This window comes from Pseudomonas wadenswilerensis (assembly GCF_900497695.1).
GTDB classification, from domain to species: domain Bacteria; phylum Pseudomonadota; class Gammaproteobacteria; order Pseudomonadales; family Pseudomonadaceae; genus Aquipseudomonas; species Aquipseudomonas wadenswilerensis.
The window spans coordinates 219,865-232,952 of the sequence record NZ_UIDD01000011.1 but is presented as its reverse complement, the minus strand read 5'-3'; the positions used below and the strand labels follow the sequence as shown (position 1 = coordinate 232,952).

Genomic DNA, 13,088 nt, shown 5'->3' with positions numbered 1-13,088 from the left:
GCGTCAGGCCGAGCAGGTGCATGCGGTATCGGCGCGCAGCAACCAGGCGGTCAGCGGCCAGCGCGGGCAGATCGAGCAGGTGGCCACGGCCATGAACCAGATGTCGGCCACCGCCCAGGAAGTGGCGCGCAGCGCTGCGGCGGCGGTCAGCAGCGCCCATAGCGTCAACCAGGAAACCGTCAGCGGGCGCGGCCTGGTCGAGACCCAGCAGGGCAATATCGCCCGCCTGGCCGGTGAGATCGACCAGTCGGTGGCGGTGATCAACCAGCTGGCCAGTGACAGCCAGGCCATCAGCCGGGTGCTGGAGGTGATCAAGAGCATCGCCGAACAGACCAACCTGCTGGCCCTCAACGCCGCCATCGAGGCGGCCCGGGCGGGCGAGCAGGGCCGCGGTTTTGCCGTGGTCGCCGATGAAGTGCGCACCCTGGCCAAGCGTACCCAGCAGTCTACCGAAGAGATCGAGCAGATGATCTCGCGCCTGCAGGGCGGTGTAGGGGCCGCCGTCAAGGCCATGGACAGCAGCCATCAGATGGCCTCGGGCACGGTTGGCGAATCGCAGCAGGTGCAGCAGGCGCTGGAGAACATCCTTGGCGCCATTGGCAGTATCGTCGACCAGAACCAGCAGATCGCCGCGGCGGTGGAGCAGCAGACGGCGGTGGCCCACGATATCGACCAGAACATTGTCGAGATCAACCGGGCGGCGGAAAACACCACCCAGGGCGCGCACCAGACCGAAGACGCCAGCCGCAAGCTGTCGACCCAGGTGCTGGAGCTCAAGCGCCTGATCGGTGCGTTCCGGGTCTGAGATCAGCGGTTGCTGAAGTTTTCCGCGCTGTGACAAAGTAGCGCCCTGAAGGATTCCAGGGGGCCGGATGTGTCGGCAACGCTGCGGGTGTAGTCTCACCCTCACAGCAAACGGAACCTCGAGTCCACGCGATTCGGCTCCCTCAGCAAATTCACTGACGAGGTACAGACATTGGCCATCATCCATCCCAAAGTCCGCGGTTTTATCTGCACCACTACGCACCCGACCGGTTGCGAGCTGAACGTACGTGATCAGATCGAAGCCACCCGCAAGCAGGGCGTGCGCGAGGATGGTCCGAAAAAGGTGCTGGTGATCGGTGCTTCCAGCGGTTACGGCCTGGCAGCGCGCATCACTGCCGCCTTCGGTTTCAAGGCCGATACCCTGGGCGTGTTCTTCGAAAAGCCGGGCACTGAAACCAAGGCCGGCACCGCGGGCTGGTACAACTCTGCCGCTTTCGACAAGTTCGCCAAGGCCGAAGGCCTGTACAGCAAGTCGATCAACGGTGACGCATTCTCCGATGAAGCGCGGGCCAAGGTCATCGAGCTGATCAAGAGCGAAATGGGCGGCCAGGTCGACCTGGTGGTCTACTCGTTGGCTTCGCCAGTGCGCAAGTTGCCACAGACCGGCGAACTGGTGCGCTCGGCGCTCAAGCCAATCGGCCAGCCGTACAAGTCGACCGCCATCGACACCAACAAGGACACCATCATCGAGGCGTCCATCGAGCCTGCCAGCGAGCAGGAAATTGCCGACACCGTCACCGTCATGGGTGGCCAGGACTGGCAACTGTGGATCGACGCCCTGGACGCCGCCGGCGTTCTGGCGCCACAAGCGCGCACCGTGGCCTTCAGCTACATTGGTACCGAAATCACCTGGCCGATCTACTGGCACGGCGCCCTGGGCAAGGCCAAGATGGACCTGGATCAAACCGCCAAGCGCCTGGAGAAGAAGGTCGGTGGTGGCGCCAATGTCGCGGTACTGAAGTCCGTCGTTACTCAGGCCAGCTCGGCCATCCCGGTGATGCCGCTGTACCTGTCGATGGTCTTCAAGATCATGAAGGAAAAGAACGTTCACGAAGGTACCCAGGACCAGCTCGATCGTCTGTTCCGTGACCGCCTGTACCGTGCCGATGGCGCGCCAGCGGCGCTGGACGAAGAAGGCCGCCTGCGCCTGGACGACTGGGAACTGCGTGACGACGTACAGGATGCCTGCAAGGCCCTGTGGCCGCAGGTGACCACCGAGAACCTGTTCGAAATTACCGACTACGCCGGTTACAAGAAGCAGTTCCTCAACCTGTTCGGTTTCGAGCGTCAGGATGTTGACTATGACGCCGATGTGGCTACCGACGTACGGTTTGACTGCATCGAGCTGTAATCAGCCCTCGCTAAGCGTTTGTTGCCGCACCTGTTTTCCCCGGGTGCGGCAACAGTTTCATCCTCGAAACACAATTTGAAACAAGTCTGCCACTGGCCTTTTGATATTCCCGCCGCCGCGCTGATCTATACCACTCTTTACATGCCCTTTTTCAACCGCCAAGGTTTGGTCAGGAGGTGCTATGAGTGGACTGCAAAAACTAAAAGAGCGGATCAGGCAGAAGGGTTTGCAGAAAACCCTGAAAACCCTGTGTGAGCGTTACATCTTCTTCCATTGGGAGTTACTGTGGATGGAACGCGACCTGATCAGCCCGGTTGCGCCTCACAACCTGCGCGACCATCCTGCGGTACGCCTGGTGGAAATCACCCCGGAGAACGCCGACGCCTTCGCCCGCCACTTCGGCGACCGCGTACAGACCATGCGCGAGCTGGCCGCCGAAGGCCACACCGGGCACATGTACCTGGATGAGCAGGGCGATGCCGTGGCGTTCATCTTCGGCAGCATGCGCGACTATCACGACCGTCATTATTACGGCTGCACCTTTCCGGTGAAGCCCGGTGAGTTCTTTGAATTCGGCGGCGAGATGATCCGCGCCTACTTCGGTACCCGCCTGTCGGTGGATGCCCAGATCAGCTTGTGGGAGGCCATGCGCGCCAAAGGCTGCGACAAGGTAGTGGATGTCTGCGAAACCCATAATATTCCGGCGCTCAAACTGCACCTGCGCATGGGCTATCACGAGCAGGGTCGAGCTATGCACGTGTACGGATTGTTCGGACGCTGGCGCCTGTTTCGCGAAACCCGCTACGATGGGTCGCGACTGAGCGGCTTGCGCAAGGTCCCTGCACCGCAGGTAGCGGCTTCGGCATAACAGAGGTCGATGAGCAGTCTCGAAGCATTCCCGGTTTTGCCCGTTGCCAGCAACAGCGGCCAGGCCTTTCGCGAAACAACCGCCGACGGATACTCCCTCGGCGGTTTCTGTTGGCGCCACCAGGTGCCGGACGCTACGCGCCCGCTGGTGATCATCAACGCCGCCACTTCGGTGCGCTGCAGCTACTACGCCCGCTTTGCCCAGTATCTGTTCGCCCATGGCTTCGAGGTCATCACCTATGACTATCGCGGCATCGGTGAGTCGCGCCCGGCGTCCATGCGCCACTTCAAGGCCTCCTGGACCGACTGGGGCGCGCTGGATTTCGAAGCCATGCTGCAACGTGCCCAACGCCTGTTTCCCGGCCAGCCGATCGACGTGGTCGGTCACAGTTTTGGAGGTTGTGCGGCGGGGCTGGCGCCTTCGGCTGATCAGCTGCGCAGGCTGGTGACGGTGGGCGCGCAGTTTGCCTACTGGCGCGATTATGCCGCCGACAGCCGCTGGCAACTGTTCGGCAAATGGCACGTACTGATGCCGTTGCTGACGCGGGTGTTCGGTTATTTTCCCGGCAAGCGCCTGGGCTGGCTGGAGGATACCCCGGCCGGGGTGGTGCAGGACTGGAGCACGCCGTCTGCAGCCTATGAGCAACGTCCGAGTGCACGGGCGCTGGTTGATTTACCCTTCGCTCGGGTCAGGGCCAGGACCCTGGCCATCAGCCTGAGCGACGATCCGTTCGGCACGGTTGCCGCCATCGAGCGATTACTGGGGTACTTCGAGGCCAGTGAGCGCAGCCATCTGCGCATCGCCCCTGGCGATATCGACGAGAGCCGGATCGGCCATTTCGCCTTTTTCCACAGTCGCTTCCAGCCCAGGCTCTGGCCAATTGCCCTGCACTGGCTGCAGCAGGGGCAACTGGCCGAAGGTACACCGGGGCGTTTGATCAGCCCAGGCGCTTGAGCGGCTGCTCGGCGAATTTGACTCCGGCCAGGCCATGCTCGATCAGCGCGCGGATGTTGCCGTGGTCGCTGCCTTGCGGGGTGGCCAGCACCGAGCGGTAGTGTTCGCCGAACGCCAGCAAAGCTTCTTCATTGCTCAGGCCTTCGAGCAAGGCCAGGCCCAGGGTCTTGCACGAACCTTCGTTCTGCCCGGCAGCGTTGTCTACGCCGCCGTTGTTGAAGGCTTGTGGCTGGTAGGCGTAGTGCTCGGCGATGAAGGCCAGGGTATCGGCGAAGATGTGCTCGCCGGACTTCAGGCTGGCGCGCAGGGTATTGAGATCAGTCATTGGGCTTTCCTTTGGCGAACGCCGCTTGTTGTTCGGCGCTGGCTTCTTGCTGGTAAAGGGATTTCCATTCGGCGTAGGGCATGCCGTAGACCACTTCGCGGGCCTCATCCATGCTCAGCTCGATCTGCTTTTCATCGGCGGCGGCCTTGTACCATTTGGACAGGCAGTTGCGGCAGAAGCCGGCAAGGTTCATCAGATCGATGTTCTGCACGTCCTTGCGGCTGTCCAGGTGGGCAACCAGGCGGCGGAAGGCGGCGGCTTCAAGTTCGAGTTTCTGTTGATCGTTCATGGACGTTCTCGTGACAGCGGTAGCTCAGTCTACCGCGATGCGGTTTTTCAGGTGGCGGCCACCGTTGATGACCAGGTTGCTGCCGGTGCTGTATTGGCTGTCGAGCAGAAAGCGCACGGCATCAATCAGCGGCTGGGCGCCGGGTTCGAATTCCAGCAGGGCCTTTTTCAGGGTTTGCTGGCGGTAGGCCTCGTCGCTGTTCTCTTTGAGGATCAGCAAGCCCGGCAGGATCGCGTTGACGCGAATGTTCGGCGCGTACTTGGCGGCGAACGACAGCACCATGTTCTGCAGGGCGGCCTTGGTCGCGGCATAGCCGATATGGCTGCCGCTGCCGCGCGAGGAGGTCTCGTCGCAGATATGGATAATGTCGGCCTTGTCCACCTTGGCCAGTTGCTCGCCCAGGGCCAGGTTCAGGTGGTAGGGCGCCTCGACGTGCAGCTTGAACATGGTATTGAGGTTGGCCAGGTCATCGTCGAGCCACAACGAGGCGTTGTGCACGATGGCGCGCAGGCCGTCGTAGTTGCCTTGCAGGTGTTCGATCAGAGCCAGGCGCTCGTCTTCCTGGCACAGGTCGGCCTGGAACTGGATGATGTTCGGGTGCGCGGCCTCGGGGCTTTTGCTGCGGCTGGCGCTGACCACGGTATGGCCGGCCTGCGCCAGGTTCAGGGCCAGCGCCAGCCCGACTCGCTGGCTGGCTCCGGTGACAAGAATTGGGCTGTTCATGGTGGGGGCGGTCAACTTTTACTGGTTCGCTTGGATAACCCCCAGCATACCCGAACTAGGCGGGATTGCGCGCGCCCTGAGGCCCCGGGCGGGTTGGGCTGGCGTTCAGCCAGTTGGCCAGCAGGCGGGTCGACAGCGGAATGAAGAAATACACCATCAGCGGCGTCAGGCCCAGGGTGCTGAGGAGGATGCGCGGCACCAGGTCCAGCGCGCCCAGCCAGTGGCCGAACAGCAGATTGAACAGCAGCGACACCGGAAAGAACGCCAGCCAGATCGCCACCGCCTGCTTCCAGCGCGGCGGGCGCTGCACCGGGTTACTGCCGAACCAGCCTTCCAGGCCGCTGACCCGCTGTTCCAACGGCTCGGCGAACAGGCCATTGCCACGGTCCAGCCAGGCCTTGCGTGAGGCCGAGTGCTCCCAGGCGTGCATGGTCTGTTCGTTGGTGAAGCGGAAGATGATCTGGAACTCATCGCCTTGCGGGGGCGGGGCGAGCACGCCTGAGCCCAGGTAGCCGGGAAAGTCGGTGGCCAGCTGTTCGCCTTCGTGCAGCCAGGCCATCAGGTCCTGGTAGCGACCATCGGCGACGCGGCGGGTAACCATCAGGGTTACGGGTGGGGTAGACATGGTATATCTCCTGGCAACTGGGCGTGGCGGGTAGGCCTACCGCTTGAACGCCGCCCGGGGTGATGGGTGGCATTCGCTTCTTTGCAAGAATCGATGCAAGAATCGGGCGCGGATTATTCCTTAAATAAGCTGACCCGTCAGTGCTGGCGGTCGCCAACCTGAGAGAAATGCCAATGGTAGTGCTCGCGGCAGGCGGAGTAGAATGCCCGTTGGCCCACAAACTCGCGGTTTCCCGGCAATGATCGAACCTGACCAGCCTTCATTGAGTACGCCTGAGCTCGACCACGAAGAACTGTTCCCGATCCGCGAAGTCTCCCGCATGACCGGCATCAACCCGGTTACCCTGCGGGCCTGGGAGCGCCGTTATGGGCTGATTCAGCCCACGCGCACCGAAAGTGGGCACCGTTTGTACTCGCAAGCGGATATCGACGAGGTGCGCAGCATCCTCGGCTGGATCGAGCGCGGTGTCGCAGTCAGCAAAGTGGGACGCATCCTCGCCAAAAGCCAGAACCTCAAGGTCGAAAACCAGCCGCAGCGCAGCGACGAATCACAGGCCGACTTCATTCAGTGGCAAGCGCAGTTGCGCCAATCGGTCAGGGCATTTGATGAGCGTCGTCTGGAGCAGGTCTATGGCCAGGTATTCAGCAGTTATCCACAGCTGGTGGCATTCCAGGACATCCTTATGCCGGTCTGGCAGGAGCTGCGCAGTACCCACGAAGCCTTCGGCCAGGCCAGTGAATGGCTGTTCCTCGACAGTTTCCTGCGTGGACGGGTGTTGCAGCGTTTGCAACTGGCGCGCGAGCAGCAAGAAGTGCGCGTGGTGCTGGCAGCGATCCCCGGCCAGTGCCGCGAGCTGGAGTTGCTGGTGGCGGCGCTGTTGCTCGGCACCAGTGAAATCGCCATCAGCGTGCTCGGCCTTGGCCAGCCCCTGGAAGAGTTGAGCCTGGTCTGCGAGCGCATGACGCCCCATGCCTTGGTGCTGTTTTCCAACCATCCACCGGCCAGTGACTTGCCCAAGCGCCTGGCGCGCCTGGCGCTGGCCCTGGAATGCCCGTTATTGCTGGCGGGGGAGGCAGCGGACCTGGCTCAGGATAGCCTGATGGGTTCGCAAGTCGCGTGCCTGGGCAGTGAAGGTCGGTTGATGCGTCGGCGACTGCAGCAATACCTGGCCGGTCACCTGGATTCTTGAGGGTGCAGCTCGGGGTGGGTGCGGCGGTGGGCCTGGAGGATGTATTCGCGTAAGCGCTCGATTTCTGCCGGCAGGCTCTGGCCCAGGTTGTAGGCGGCCAGATGTTCGCCGGTGCGCCGTTGCAGGGTGCCGTGCAGGGCAATGGGGGCATCGCCGTCGGGGCTGAACCAGAGATCGAAGTGCCTGGGCGGTTCGGGTTGCTCGCGCACTTCCAGCAGCACACCCTTGAACGAAATTTCCCTGACCCACAAACCGGTGCTCAAGCCCAGTTCGTCCTCCAGGGCAACCGGTTGCTCAAGCGTCAGGCGCCAGGGTCGGACCACGGCGCCTTCTTCATAGATGTTCGGTGCACCCAGTTGCAGGTGCAGGGCATGGAACTCGTCTTCGACCAGTTGCAGCGGGAAGGTCATCTGCTGGTTGTTGAACTGTGCCTGCAGGGTCACCTGCTCGTCGGCGATCAGCCGGGTCAGCAGGTTCTTGATTTCGCTGCCGCCATTGACCAGCAGGCGCGACGCCGGTTCAGCCGGGATGGGCTGAGGCGCGTGCTGCATGGAGCGGATGAAGTCCAGTTCATCCTGGGTCAGAAGGGCATCTGCTTGCATGGTCGAACTCGAAGTTACAATCGTGAATGCGTTTCTTCAGCGTCATGGACAACCAAACGGCGCGTTTGTTAAGACCGTTGGTCGGCTTCCAGCGCAGCGATGCGCGCTTGGGCCTCGGCCAGTTGGCGCTCAAGCGCGATCACCCGCAGTTCGGCTTCGACCTGGCGGCTGACATCCTTCTGGATGCCGATGAAGTATTTGCGCCTGTCGGCTTCGTTGAGTACTGGGGTAATCGACAGTTCGTTCCAGAACGCGCTGCCGTCCTTGCGGTAGTTGCGCAGGATTTCCCGGCTTGGCAGGCCATCCTTGATCGCCTGGCGAATCAGTGCGCGGGCGTCCTGGTCGCGATCATCGTTCTGCAGGAAACGGCAGTCGCGGTAGAGGATGTCGTTGGCGTCGTAGCCGGTCAGGCGCTCGAAGGCCGGATTCACGTAGATCAGGATAGTGTCGTCATCGCCTTCCTGTTCAGCCACCACGATCCCGTCGTTGGAGGCGTCAATCATGCGCTGCAGCAGTGTGGCATTGATCATCTTGTTAGGTCCGCAAGGGCTGTAGATCGGGCATGCTGGCTGATTCTAGTAGATTGACCGTCGCTGTACAGCGGCAGATTAAGGCCTTTTGCCAGTGCCGGATGCTAGTATCCTACGTTTTTACTCAGTTTCGGAAACCTCTATGAAAGTCGCCATCCTTTCCGGTTCGGTATACGGCACCGCCGAAGAAGTCGCCCGGCATGCCGAGAAGTTGCTCAAACAAGCAGGTTTCGAGGCCTGGCACGCTAACCGGGCGACCTTGCAGGACATTCAGGGTTTTGCCCCCCAGGCATTTCTGGCCGTAACCTCGACCACCGGCATGGGTGAGCTGCCGGACAACATCATGCCGCTGTTCAGTGCAATCCGTGACGTGCTGCCCGCCGAGTGGCGCGGACTCAAAGGCGCGGTGATCGGCCTGGGCGACTCCTGCTACGGCGACACCTTCTGCGGCGGCGGTGAGCAACTGCGTGAACTGTTCGCCGAGATGGGCCTGGTGGAAGTGCTGCCGATGCTGCGCCTGGATGCCAGCGAAACCGTTACTCCGGAAACCGACGCAGAGCCCTGGATTGCCGAGCTGGTGGAAAAACTGCGCGGCTGATCACTGCGGCTGTGGCTGCTCGCGCAGCAGCTGCAGCCAGGCCTGGGCGGCACGCGATAGGTAGGCGCCCTGGCGCCAGATAAAGGCAATGTCCCAGCGCAGGTCCGTCGGTTGGCTCAATGCCAGACGCACCACCCCGGGCCGCTCCAGGCCTCGGGCAACCACACTCGGTAACAGCACCACGCCTTGGCCTGCCGCCACCAGTGCGGCGAGAAAGTCGGCCTGGCCGCTGCGCCCACCTTCCCTGGGCGTGAAGCCCGACTGCTGGCAAGCACTGAGCAAACGGTCATTGAGCACGAAACTGCGCTGATAGAGCAGGAACGGTGTATCGGCCAGTTGTGCCAGGCTGACCCGGCCGGCGGCCGCCAACGGGTGATCGGTGGGCAACAGGGCGTCGAGGGGCTCGTTGCAGAACGGCTGGTAGGCGAAGACCGGGTCGCTGGGCGTCAGGCTGCCGCCCAGTTCCAGTTCGCCGCTGAGCACTGCTTGCTCGACACTGCGGCTACCGCCTTCGAACAGTTGAATGCTGATGTTCGGATAGCGCCGCCGGTATTCGGCGAACAACCGGGCGAATAGCGCGTCACTGCCCAGTAACGGCAAGCCCAGGCGCAATTCGCCGCGGGCCAGCTGGCTGAGATCATCCAGTTCGCTGAGCAGCTCCTGGCGCAGGCGTAGCATGGCTTCACCGCGCTCAAGGACGATTTTGCCAGCGGCGGTCAGGTGCAGTTGCGAACCCTGACGCTCCAACAGCGGCACCCCCAGGTCCTGTTCCAGTTGGGCGACCTGCTTGCTCACTGCGGACTGGCTGATGTGCAAGGTCAGCGCGGCCTGGGTAAAGCCGCCGCGGTGCACCACTTCGAGAAAGCTGCGTAGCTGTTTGAATTCCATTGCCTGAATTCCAATTTGGAATAGTTGGTAGTCTAACAATTCGCTTTTGGCGTGGGGAGCGGGCTTTTAAAATGAAGGCCTGAGAGGATCCCTGCGATGAAACCCCCTGCGTTTAACCGATTTGTCCGCCTGCTCGCCGAGCTTGCGGTGTTGCTTGCTCTTTACAAGGTTGGTGGCGTATTGGCCGCCTGGTTGGCCTGGCCGATTCCGGGCGGGGTGATCGGCCTGGCGCTGCTGTTGCTGCTGTTTGCCGTTGGCGTGCTCAAGCCGGCCATGTTGCAACTGGGGGCCGGGGTGCTGATGGCCGAGATGCTGCTGTTCTTCATTCCGGCGCTGATGAGCCTGCTCGATTACGGCAGCCTGCTGCGCGATGAAGGCTGGCGGATCTTGCTGGTGATTGGTGTCAGTACCTTGCTGGTGATGGTGGTGACGGCGGTGACGGTGGAGTGGATCTGCCGCTGGAGGTTGCGTCATGACGCTTGAGCCGATGCCACTGTTCTGGCTGGCCCTGACCCTGCTGGCTTATCTGGGCAGTCGCTGGTTGTACCGGCGCACCGGGCGCTACCTGCTGTCACCGTTGATTCTGGTACCGGCTGTGCTGCTGGCGATTGCCGTGCCCCTGCATACCGCCTATGCCGAATATGCGCGCAACACCCACTGGCTGATGTCGGTGCTGGGCCCGGTCACCGTGGCCTTTGCCGTGCCGATCTGGCAACAGCGCGCCTTGCTCGCCCGCCACTGGCCGGCCCTGACCCTGGGCATGCTGGTCGGCAGTGCGGCATCGATCGGCAGTTCCTGGGGCCTGGCGCACCTGTTGGCGCTGGACAGCTCGGTCAGCCTGTCGCTGGTGCCGCGCTCGATCACCACGCCCTTTGCCATGCCGCTGGCCAAGGACCTGGGCGGCGTGCCGGAGTTGACCGCGGTGTTCGTGATGTTTACCGGGGTGCTGGGGGCAATGTTCGGTGGCGTGCTGCTCAAGTACCTGCCGCTGCGCACGCCATTGGCCCGTGGCGCGCTGTTTGGCGTCGGCGCGCATGGGGCGGGCGTCAGCCGCGCTCATGAGGTGGGGGGCGAGGAGGGGTCGGTGGCCGGCCTGGTCATGGTCCTGACCGGCCTGCTCAACCTCTTCGCCGCGCCCTTGCTGACTTTGCTGTTGTGATTCACCTCGCTATTTTGCTTGCTGACTCCCAAGGTCAATAAGCTGGCTGCGAACGCAACTCTCGGGCGGGCCTGCCTGACTAGACTGTCGATCAGTAGAGCACACGAATGTGCCGAGGTGATTGCAATGATCGCAGCCGATGCCTTGCCCAACACGACTACCTACAACCTACCGGGACCACTGTGATGCCTTTGGCCGAAATTCCATTGTGCGTCTGGCGGACCCGGGGCCTGAATTTCTCGTTCCGTGGCCAGACCATCCGCTACTGGACCGCAGGGCAGGGCGAACCGCTACTGCTCATTCATGGCTTTCCCACCGCCAGCTGGGACTGGCATTACCTGTGGACACCCCTGGCCCAGCGTTTTCGGGTGATTGCCTGTGACATGCTCGGCTTTGGCGACTCGGCCAAACCGCTGCACCATGATTACAGCCTGCTGGAGCAGGCCGACCTGCAGCAGGCATTGCTCGCGCATCTTCAGGTCGAGCAGCCGGTGCATCTGCTCGGGCATGATTATGGCGGCAGCGTCGCCCAGGAGTTGCTCGCCCGCCACCACGAGGGCCGCGCGCAGATCGCCAGTTGCGTGTTCCTCAATGGTGGTCTGTTCCCCGAGCGTCATCGGCCGCTGCTGATCCAGAAGCTGTTGCTCAGCCGCCTGGGCTGGCTGGTCGGGCGCTCGTTCGGGCGCGATGATCTGGTGCGTAACGTCACCCAGATCTACGGGCCCTGCACCCATCCCAGCGAAAGCGCGCTGGACGACTACTGGAGCCTGATTGCCTCCAACCGCGGCACGCGCATCCTGCACAAGCTGATCACTTACCTGCCCGAGCGGGTCGCCCACCGCGAGCGCTGGGTCGGTGCATTGCAGGCCGACGGGGTGCCGCTGCGGCTGATCAACGGCGCGGTCGACCCGATTTCCGGTATCCATATGCTCGAACGCTATCAGGAGCTGGTGCCCGATGCCAACACCGTGATGCTCCAGGGCATTGGCCACTATCCGCATACTGAAGCACCGGTACAGGTGCTGCGCCATTACCTGGCGTTTCGTGAGCAACCCCTGGTGAATGTGCCGCAGAGAGTCGCCTGGTCCTGAGCGACCCGGTGTGCGCAATCATCGCCCGGCCTTATCGCCTGCCATTCAGCGCCTGCCCGCTTGATTGTGTGCCAGCCAGTGCTGGCTGACACTCGGGCATCCCTCTCTTTTGTTCTGCTGGGGAAACGAGCATGACGATTCGCTTGGACGATAAAGTGGTGATTGTCACCGGCGCTGGCGGCGGCCTGGGCCGCGCCCATGCCCTGCTGTTTGCCCGGCATGGTGCCCGGGTGGTGGTCAACGATCTGGGTGGTTCGACCCATGGCGAAGGCGCCAGCGCCTCGGCCGCCGACCGGGTAGTGGCGCAGATCCGCGAAGAGGGTGGTACGGCAGTGGCCAACCATGACTCGGTCACCGACGGTCAGCGCATTGTCGAACAGGCCCTGGACAGCTTCGGCCGGGTCGATGTAGTGATCAACAACGCCGGCATCCTGCGCGACAAGACCTTCCACAAGATGGAGGACAGTGACTGGGAGCAGGTCTATCAGGTTCACCTTGAAGGTGCCTACAAAGTCACCCGCGCCGCCTGGCCACACCTGCGCGAGCAGAACTGGGGGCGGGTGATTTTCACCGCCTCGACCTCGGGCATCTATGGCAACTTCGGCCAGGCCAACTATGGCGCGGCCAAGCTTGGCCTGTATGGCCTGACCCGCACCCTGGCCATTGAAGGGCGCAAGAATGGCATCCTGGTCAACGCCATTGCCCCCACCGGCGGCACGCGCATGACCGAAGGACTGATTCCGCCGCAGGTCTTCGAACAGCTCAAGCCGGAGCTGGTCAGCCCGCTGGTGGTGTACCTGGGCAGTGACGACTGTCAGGACAGTGGCGGCCTGTATGAAGTGGGCGGCGGCTGGGTCGGCAAGGTGCGCTGGGAACGCAGCTTGGGTGTCGGCTTTGACCCGCGCGAGGGCTTTTCACCCGACGATATTGCGGCGAACTGGCAGCAGATCGGCAACTTCGACAACGCTGTGCACCCGCAAGACAGCTTGCAAGCCTTGCAGCAGATGATGGCCAATCTGCAGAAGTATCCACAGGGCTGAACCTGCCCCAAGGTTGTGGTCGCCAGTTGAA

General features: G+C 62.6%; 16 protein-coding genes and 1 pseudogene. 10 read left to right on the top strand and 7 right to left on the bottom strand.

What is annotated here, in order from left to right:
• Nucleotides 1-232 precede the first annotated feature (232 nt).
• The 4 genes and pseudogenes from CCOS864_RS28820 to CCOS864_RS23915 all read left to right on the top strand — a co-directional run.
• A pseudogene (locus CCOS864_RS28820) lies at nt 233-805 on the top strand (methyl-accepting chemotaxis protein); the annotation flags it as partial.
• A gap of 171 nt (nt 806-976) precedes the next feature.
• On the top strand, nt 977-2,176 hold the full coding sequence (fabV, locus tag CCOS864_RS23925; protein ID WP_115088699.1) for an enoyl-ACP reductase FabV: 1,200 nt from the start codon (nt 977-979) through the stop codon (nt 2,174-2,176).
• 181 nt (nt 2,177-2,357) lie between these two features.
• Complete coding sequence (locus CCOS864_RS23920; protein ID WP_115088698.1) at nt 2,358-3,044, top strand: GNAT family N-acetyltransferase; 687 nt, start codon at nt 2,358-2,360, stop codon at nt 3,042-3,044.
• A gap of 9 nt (nt 3,045-3,053) precedes the next feature.
• The gene (locus tag CCOS864_RS23915; RefSeq protein ID WP_115088697.1) at nt 3,054-3,998 is read left to right on the top strand and encodes an alpha/beta hydrolase family protein; all 945 of its coding nucleotides are present in this window, start codon (nt 3,054-3,056) and stop codon (nt 3,996-3,998) included.
• Here CCOS864_RS23915 and CCOS864_RS23910 read toward each other — a convergent pair.
• From CCOS864_RS23910 to CCOS864_RS23895, 4 genes are read right to left on the bottom strand one after another with little or no spacing between them, the layout of a single operon-like run.
• Entirely contained in the window at nt 3,982-4,323 is a 342-nt protein-coding gene (locus tag CCOS864_RS23910; RefSeq protein ID WP_115088696.1) for a HopJ type III effector protein, read from the bottom strand. The genes CCOS864_RS23915 and CCOS864_RS23910 overlap by 17 nt on opposite strands.
• Complete coding sequence (locus CCOS864_RS23905; protein ID WP_045196092.1) at nt 4,316-4,612, bottom strand: DUF1244 domain-containing protein; 297 nt, start codon at nt 4,610-4,612, stop codon at nt 4,316-4,318. The genes CCOS864_RS23910 and CCOS864_RS23905 overlap by 8 nt, the downstream gene beginning before the upstream one ends.
• A gap of 24 nt (nt 4,613-4,636) precedes the next feature.
• Nucleotides 4,637-5,335 carry a dihydromonapterin reductase gene (gene folM / locus CCOS864_RS23900; protein ID WP_115088695.1) on the bottom strand — a complete coding sequence of 233 codons (699 nt, stop codon included), beginning with the start codon at nt 5,333-5,335 and terminating at the stop codon, nt 4,637-4,639.
• 55 nt (nt 5,336-5,390) lie between these two features.
• Nucleotides 5,391-5,960 (bottom strand): antibiotic biosynthesis monooxygenase, encoded by a 570-nt coding sequence (locus tag CCOS864_RS23895; RefSeq protein ID WP_115088694.1) that lies wholly within the window; start codon nt 5,958-5,960, stop codon nt 5,391-5,393.
• 238 nt (nt 5,961-6,198) lie between these two features.
• Between CCOS864_RS23895 and CCOS864_RS23890 the strand changes: the two genes are divergently transcribed.
• Complete coding sequence (locus CCOS864_RS23890; RefSeq protein WP_115088890.1) at nt 6,199-7,149, top strand: MerR family transcriptional regulator; 951 nt, start codon at nt 6,199-6,201, stop codon at nt 7,147-7,149.
• Here CCOS864_RS23890 and CCOS864_RS23885 read toward each other — a convergent pair.
• Nucleotides 7,134-7,751, bottom strand: a complete 618-nt coding sequence (locus CCOS864_RS23885) for a hypothetical protein (protein ID WP_115088693.1) — start codon at nt 7,749-7,751, stop codon at nt 7,134-7,136. The two genes, CCOS864_RS23890 and CCOS864_RS23885, sit on opposite strands and share 16 nt — an antisense overlap.
• 68 nt (nt 7,752-7,819) lie before the next feature.
• Nucleotides 7,820-8,281, bottom strand: coding sequence for a PAS domain-containing protein (locus CCOS864_RS23880; protein WP_115088692.1), 462 nt, complete (start codon nt 8,279-8,281; stop codon nt 7,820-7,822).
• 142 nt (nt 8,282-8,423) lie between these two features.
• Between CCOS864_RS23880 and CCOS864_RS23875 the strand changes: the two genes are divergently transcribed.
• The gene (locus CCOS864_RS23875; RefSeq protein WP_115088691.1) at nt 8,424-8,879 is read left to right on the top strand and encodes a flavodoxin; all 456 of its coding nucleotides are present in this window, start codon (nt 8,424-8,426) and stop codon (nt 8,877-8,879) included.
• On the opposite strand, the gene CCOS864_RS23870 is transcribed toward CCOS864_RS23875, so the two are convergent.
• Nucleotides 8,880-9,767: a LysR family transcriptional regulator gene (locus CCOS864_RS23870; protein WP_115088690.1), complete on the bottom strand. Its 888-nt coding sequence runs from the start codon at nt 9,765-9,767 to the stop codon at nt 8,880-8,882. It lies immediately after the preceding gene.
• A gap of 96 nt (nt 9,768-9,863) precedes the next feature.
• Between CCOS864_RS23870 and CCOS864_RS23865 the strand changes: the two genes are divergently transcribed.
• The 4 genes from CCOS864_RS23865 to CCOS864_RS23850 all read left to right on the top strand — a co-directional run bounded on the left by CCOS864_RS23865 (nt 9,864) and on the right by CCOS864_RS23850 (nt 13,057).
• The gene (locus tag CCOS864_RS23865) at nt 9,864-10,250 is read left to right on the top strand and encodes a CidA/LrgA family protein (protein ID WP_115088689.1); all 387 of its coding nucleotides are present in this window, start codon (nt 9,864-9,866) and stop codon (nt 10,248-10,250) included.
• Nucleotides 10,240-10,926: an LrgB family protein gene (locus tag CCOS864_RS23860; protein ID WP_115088688.1), complete on the top strand. Its 687-nt coding sequence runs from the start codon at nt 10,240-10,242 to the stop codon at nt 10,924-10,926. The genes CCOS864_RS23865 and CCOS864_RS23860 overlap by 11 nt, the downstream gene beginning before the upstream one ends.
• A 185-nt stretch (nt 10,927-11,111) precedes the next feature.
• Nucleotides 11,112-12,017, top strand: a complete 906-nt coding sequence (locus tag CCOS864_RS23855) for an alpha/beta fold hydrolase (protein ID WP_115088687.1) — start codon at nt 11,112-11,114, stop codon at nt 12,015-12,017.
• Nucleotides 12,018-12,148: 131 nt separating this feature from the next.
• Nucleotides 12,149-13,057 (top strand): SDR family oxidoreductase, encoded by a 909-nt coding sequence (locus CCOS864_RS23850; RefSeq protein WP_115088686.1) that lies wholly within the window; start codon nt 12,149-12,151, stop codon nt 13,055-13,057.
• The last annotated feature ends 31 nt before the right edge of the window (nt 13,058-13,088 follow it).

What these genes read in the sequence shown, in the direction of transcription:
- CCOS864_RS23890 (WP_115088890.1), top strand. Translation starts at nt 6,199, where the DNA reads ATGATCGAACCTGACCAGCCTTCATTGAGTACGCCTGAGCTCGACCAC.
- folM (WP_115088695.1), bottom strand. Translation starts at nt 5,335, where the DNA reads ATGAACAGCCCAATTCTTGTCACCGGAGCCAGCCAGCGAGTCGGGCTG.
- CCOS864_RS23875 (WP_115088691.1), top strand. Translation starts at nt 8,424, where the DNA reads ATGAAAGTCGCCATCCTTTCCGGTTCGGTATACGGCACCGCCGAAGAA.
- CCOS864_RS23855 (WP_115088687.1), top strand. Translation starts at nt 11,112, where the DNA reads ATGCCTTTGGCCGAAATTCCATTGTGCGTCTGGCGGACCCGGGGCCTG.
- CCOS864_RS23880 (WP_115088692.1), bottom strand. Translation starts at nt 8,281, where the DNA reads ATGATCAATGCCACACTGCTGCAGCGCATGATTGACGCCTCCAACGAC.
- CCOS864_RS23850 (WP_115088686.1), top strand. Translation starts at nt 12,149, where the DNA reads ATGACGATTCGCTTGGACGATAAAGTGGTGATTGTCACCGGCGCTGGC.
- CCOS864_RS23905 (WP_045196092.1), bottom strand. Translation starts at nt 4,612, where the DNA reads ATGAACGATCAACAGAAACTCGAACTTGAAGCCGCCGCCTTCCGCCGC.
- CCOS864_RS23870 (WP_115088690.1), bottom strand. Translation starts at nt 9,767, where the DNA reads ATGGAATTCAAACAGCTACGCAGCTTTCTCGAAGTGGTGCACCGCGGC.
- CCOS864_RS23885 (WP_115088693.1), bottom strand. Translation starts at nt 7,751, where the DNA reads ATGCAAGCAGATGCCCTTCTGACCCAGGATGAACTGGACTTCATCCGC.
- CCOS864_RS23895 (WP_115088694.1), bottom strand. Translation starts at nt 5,960, where the DNA reads ATGTCTACCCCACCCGTAACCCTGATGGTTACCCGCCGCGTCGCCGAT.
- CCOS864_RS23860 (WP_115088688.1), top strand. Translation starts at nt 10,240, where the DNA reads ATGACGCTTGAGCCGATGCCACTGTTCTGGCTGGCCCTGACCCTGCTG.
- CCOS864_RS23915 (WP_115088697.1), top strand. Translation starts at nt 3,054, where the DNA reads ATGAGCAGTCTCGAAGCATTCCCGGTTTTGCCCGTTGCCAGCAACAGC.
- CCOS864_RS23865 (WP_115088689.1), top strand. Translation starts at nt 9,864, where the DNA reads ATGAAACCCCCTGCGTTTAACCGATTTGTCCGCCTGCTCGCCGAGCTT.
- CCOS864_RS23910 (WP_115088696.1), bottom strand. Translation starts at nt 4,323, where the DNA reads ATGACTGATCTCAATACCCTGCGCGCCAGCCTGAAGTCCGGCGAGCAC.
- CCOS864_RS23920 (WP_115088698.1), top strand. Translation starts at nt 2,358, where the DNA reads ATGAGTGGACTGCAAAAACTAAAAGAGCGGATCAGGCAGAAGGGTTTG.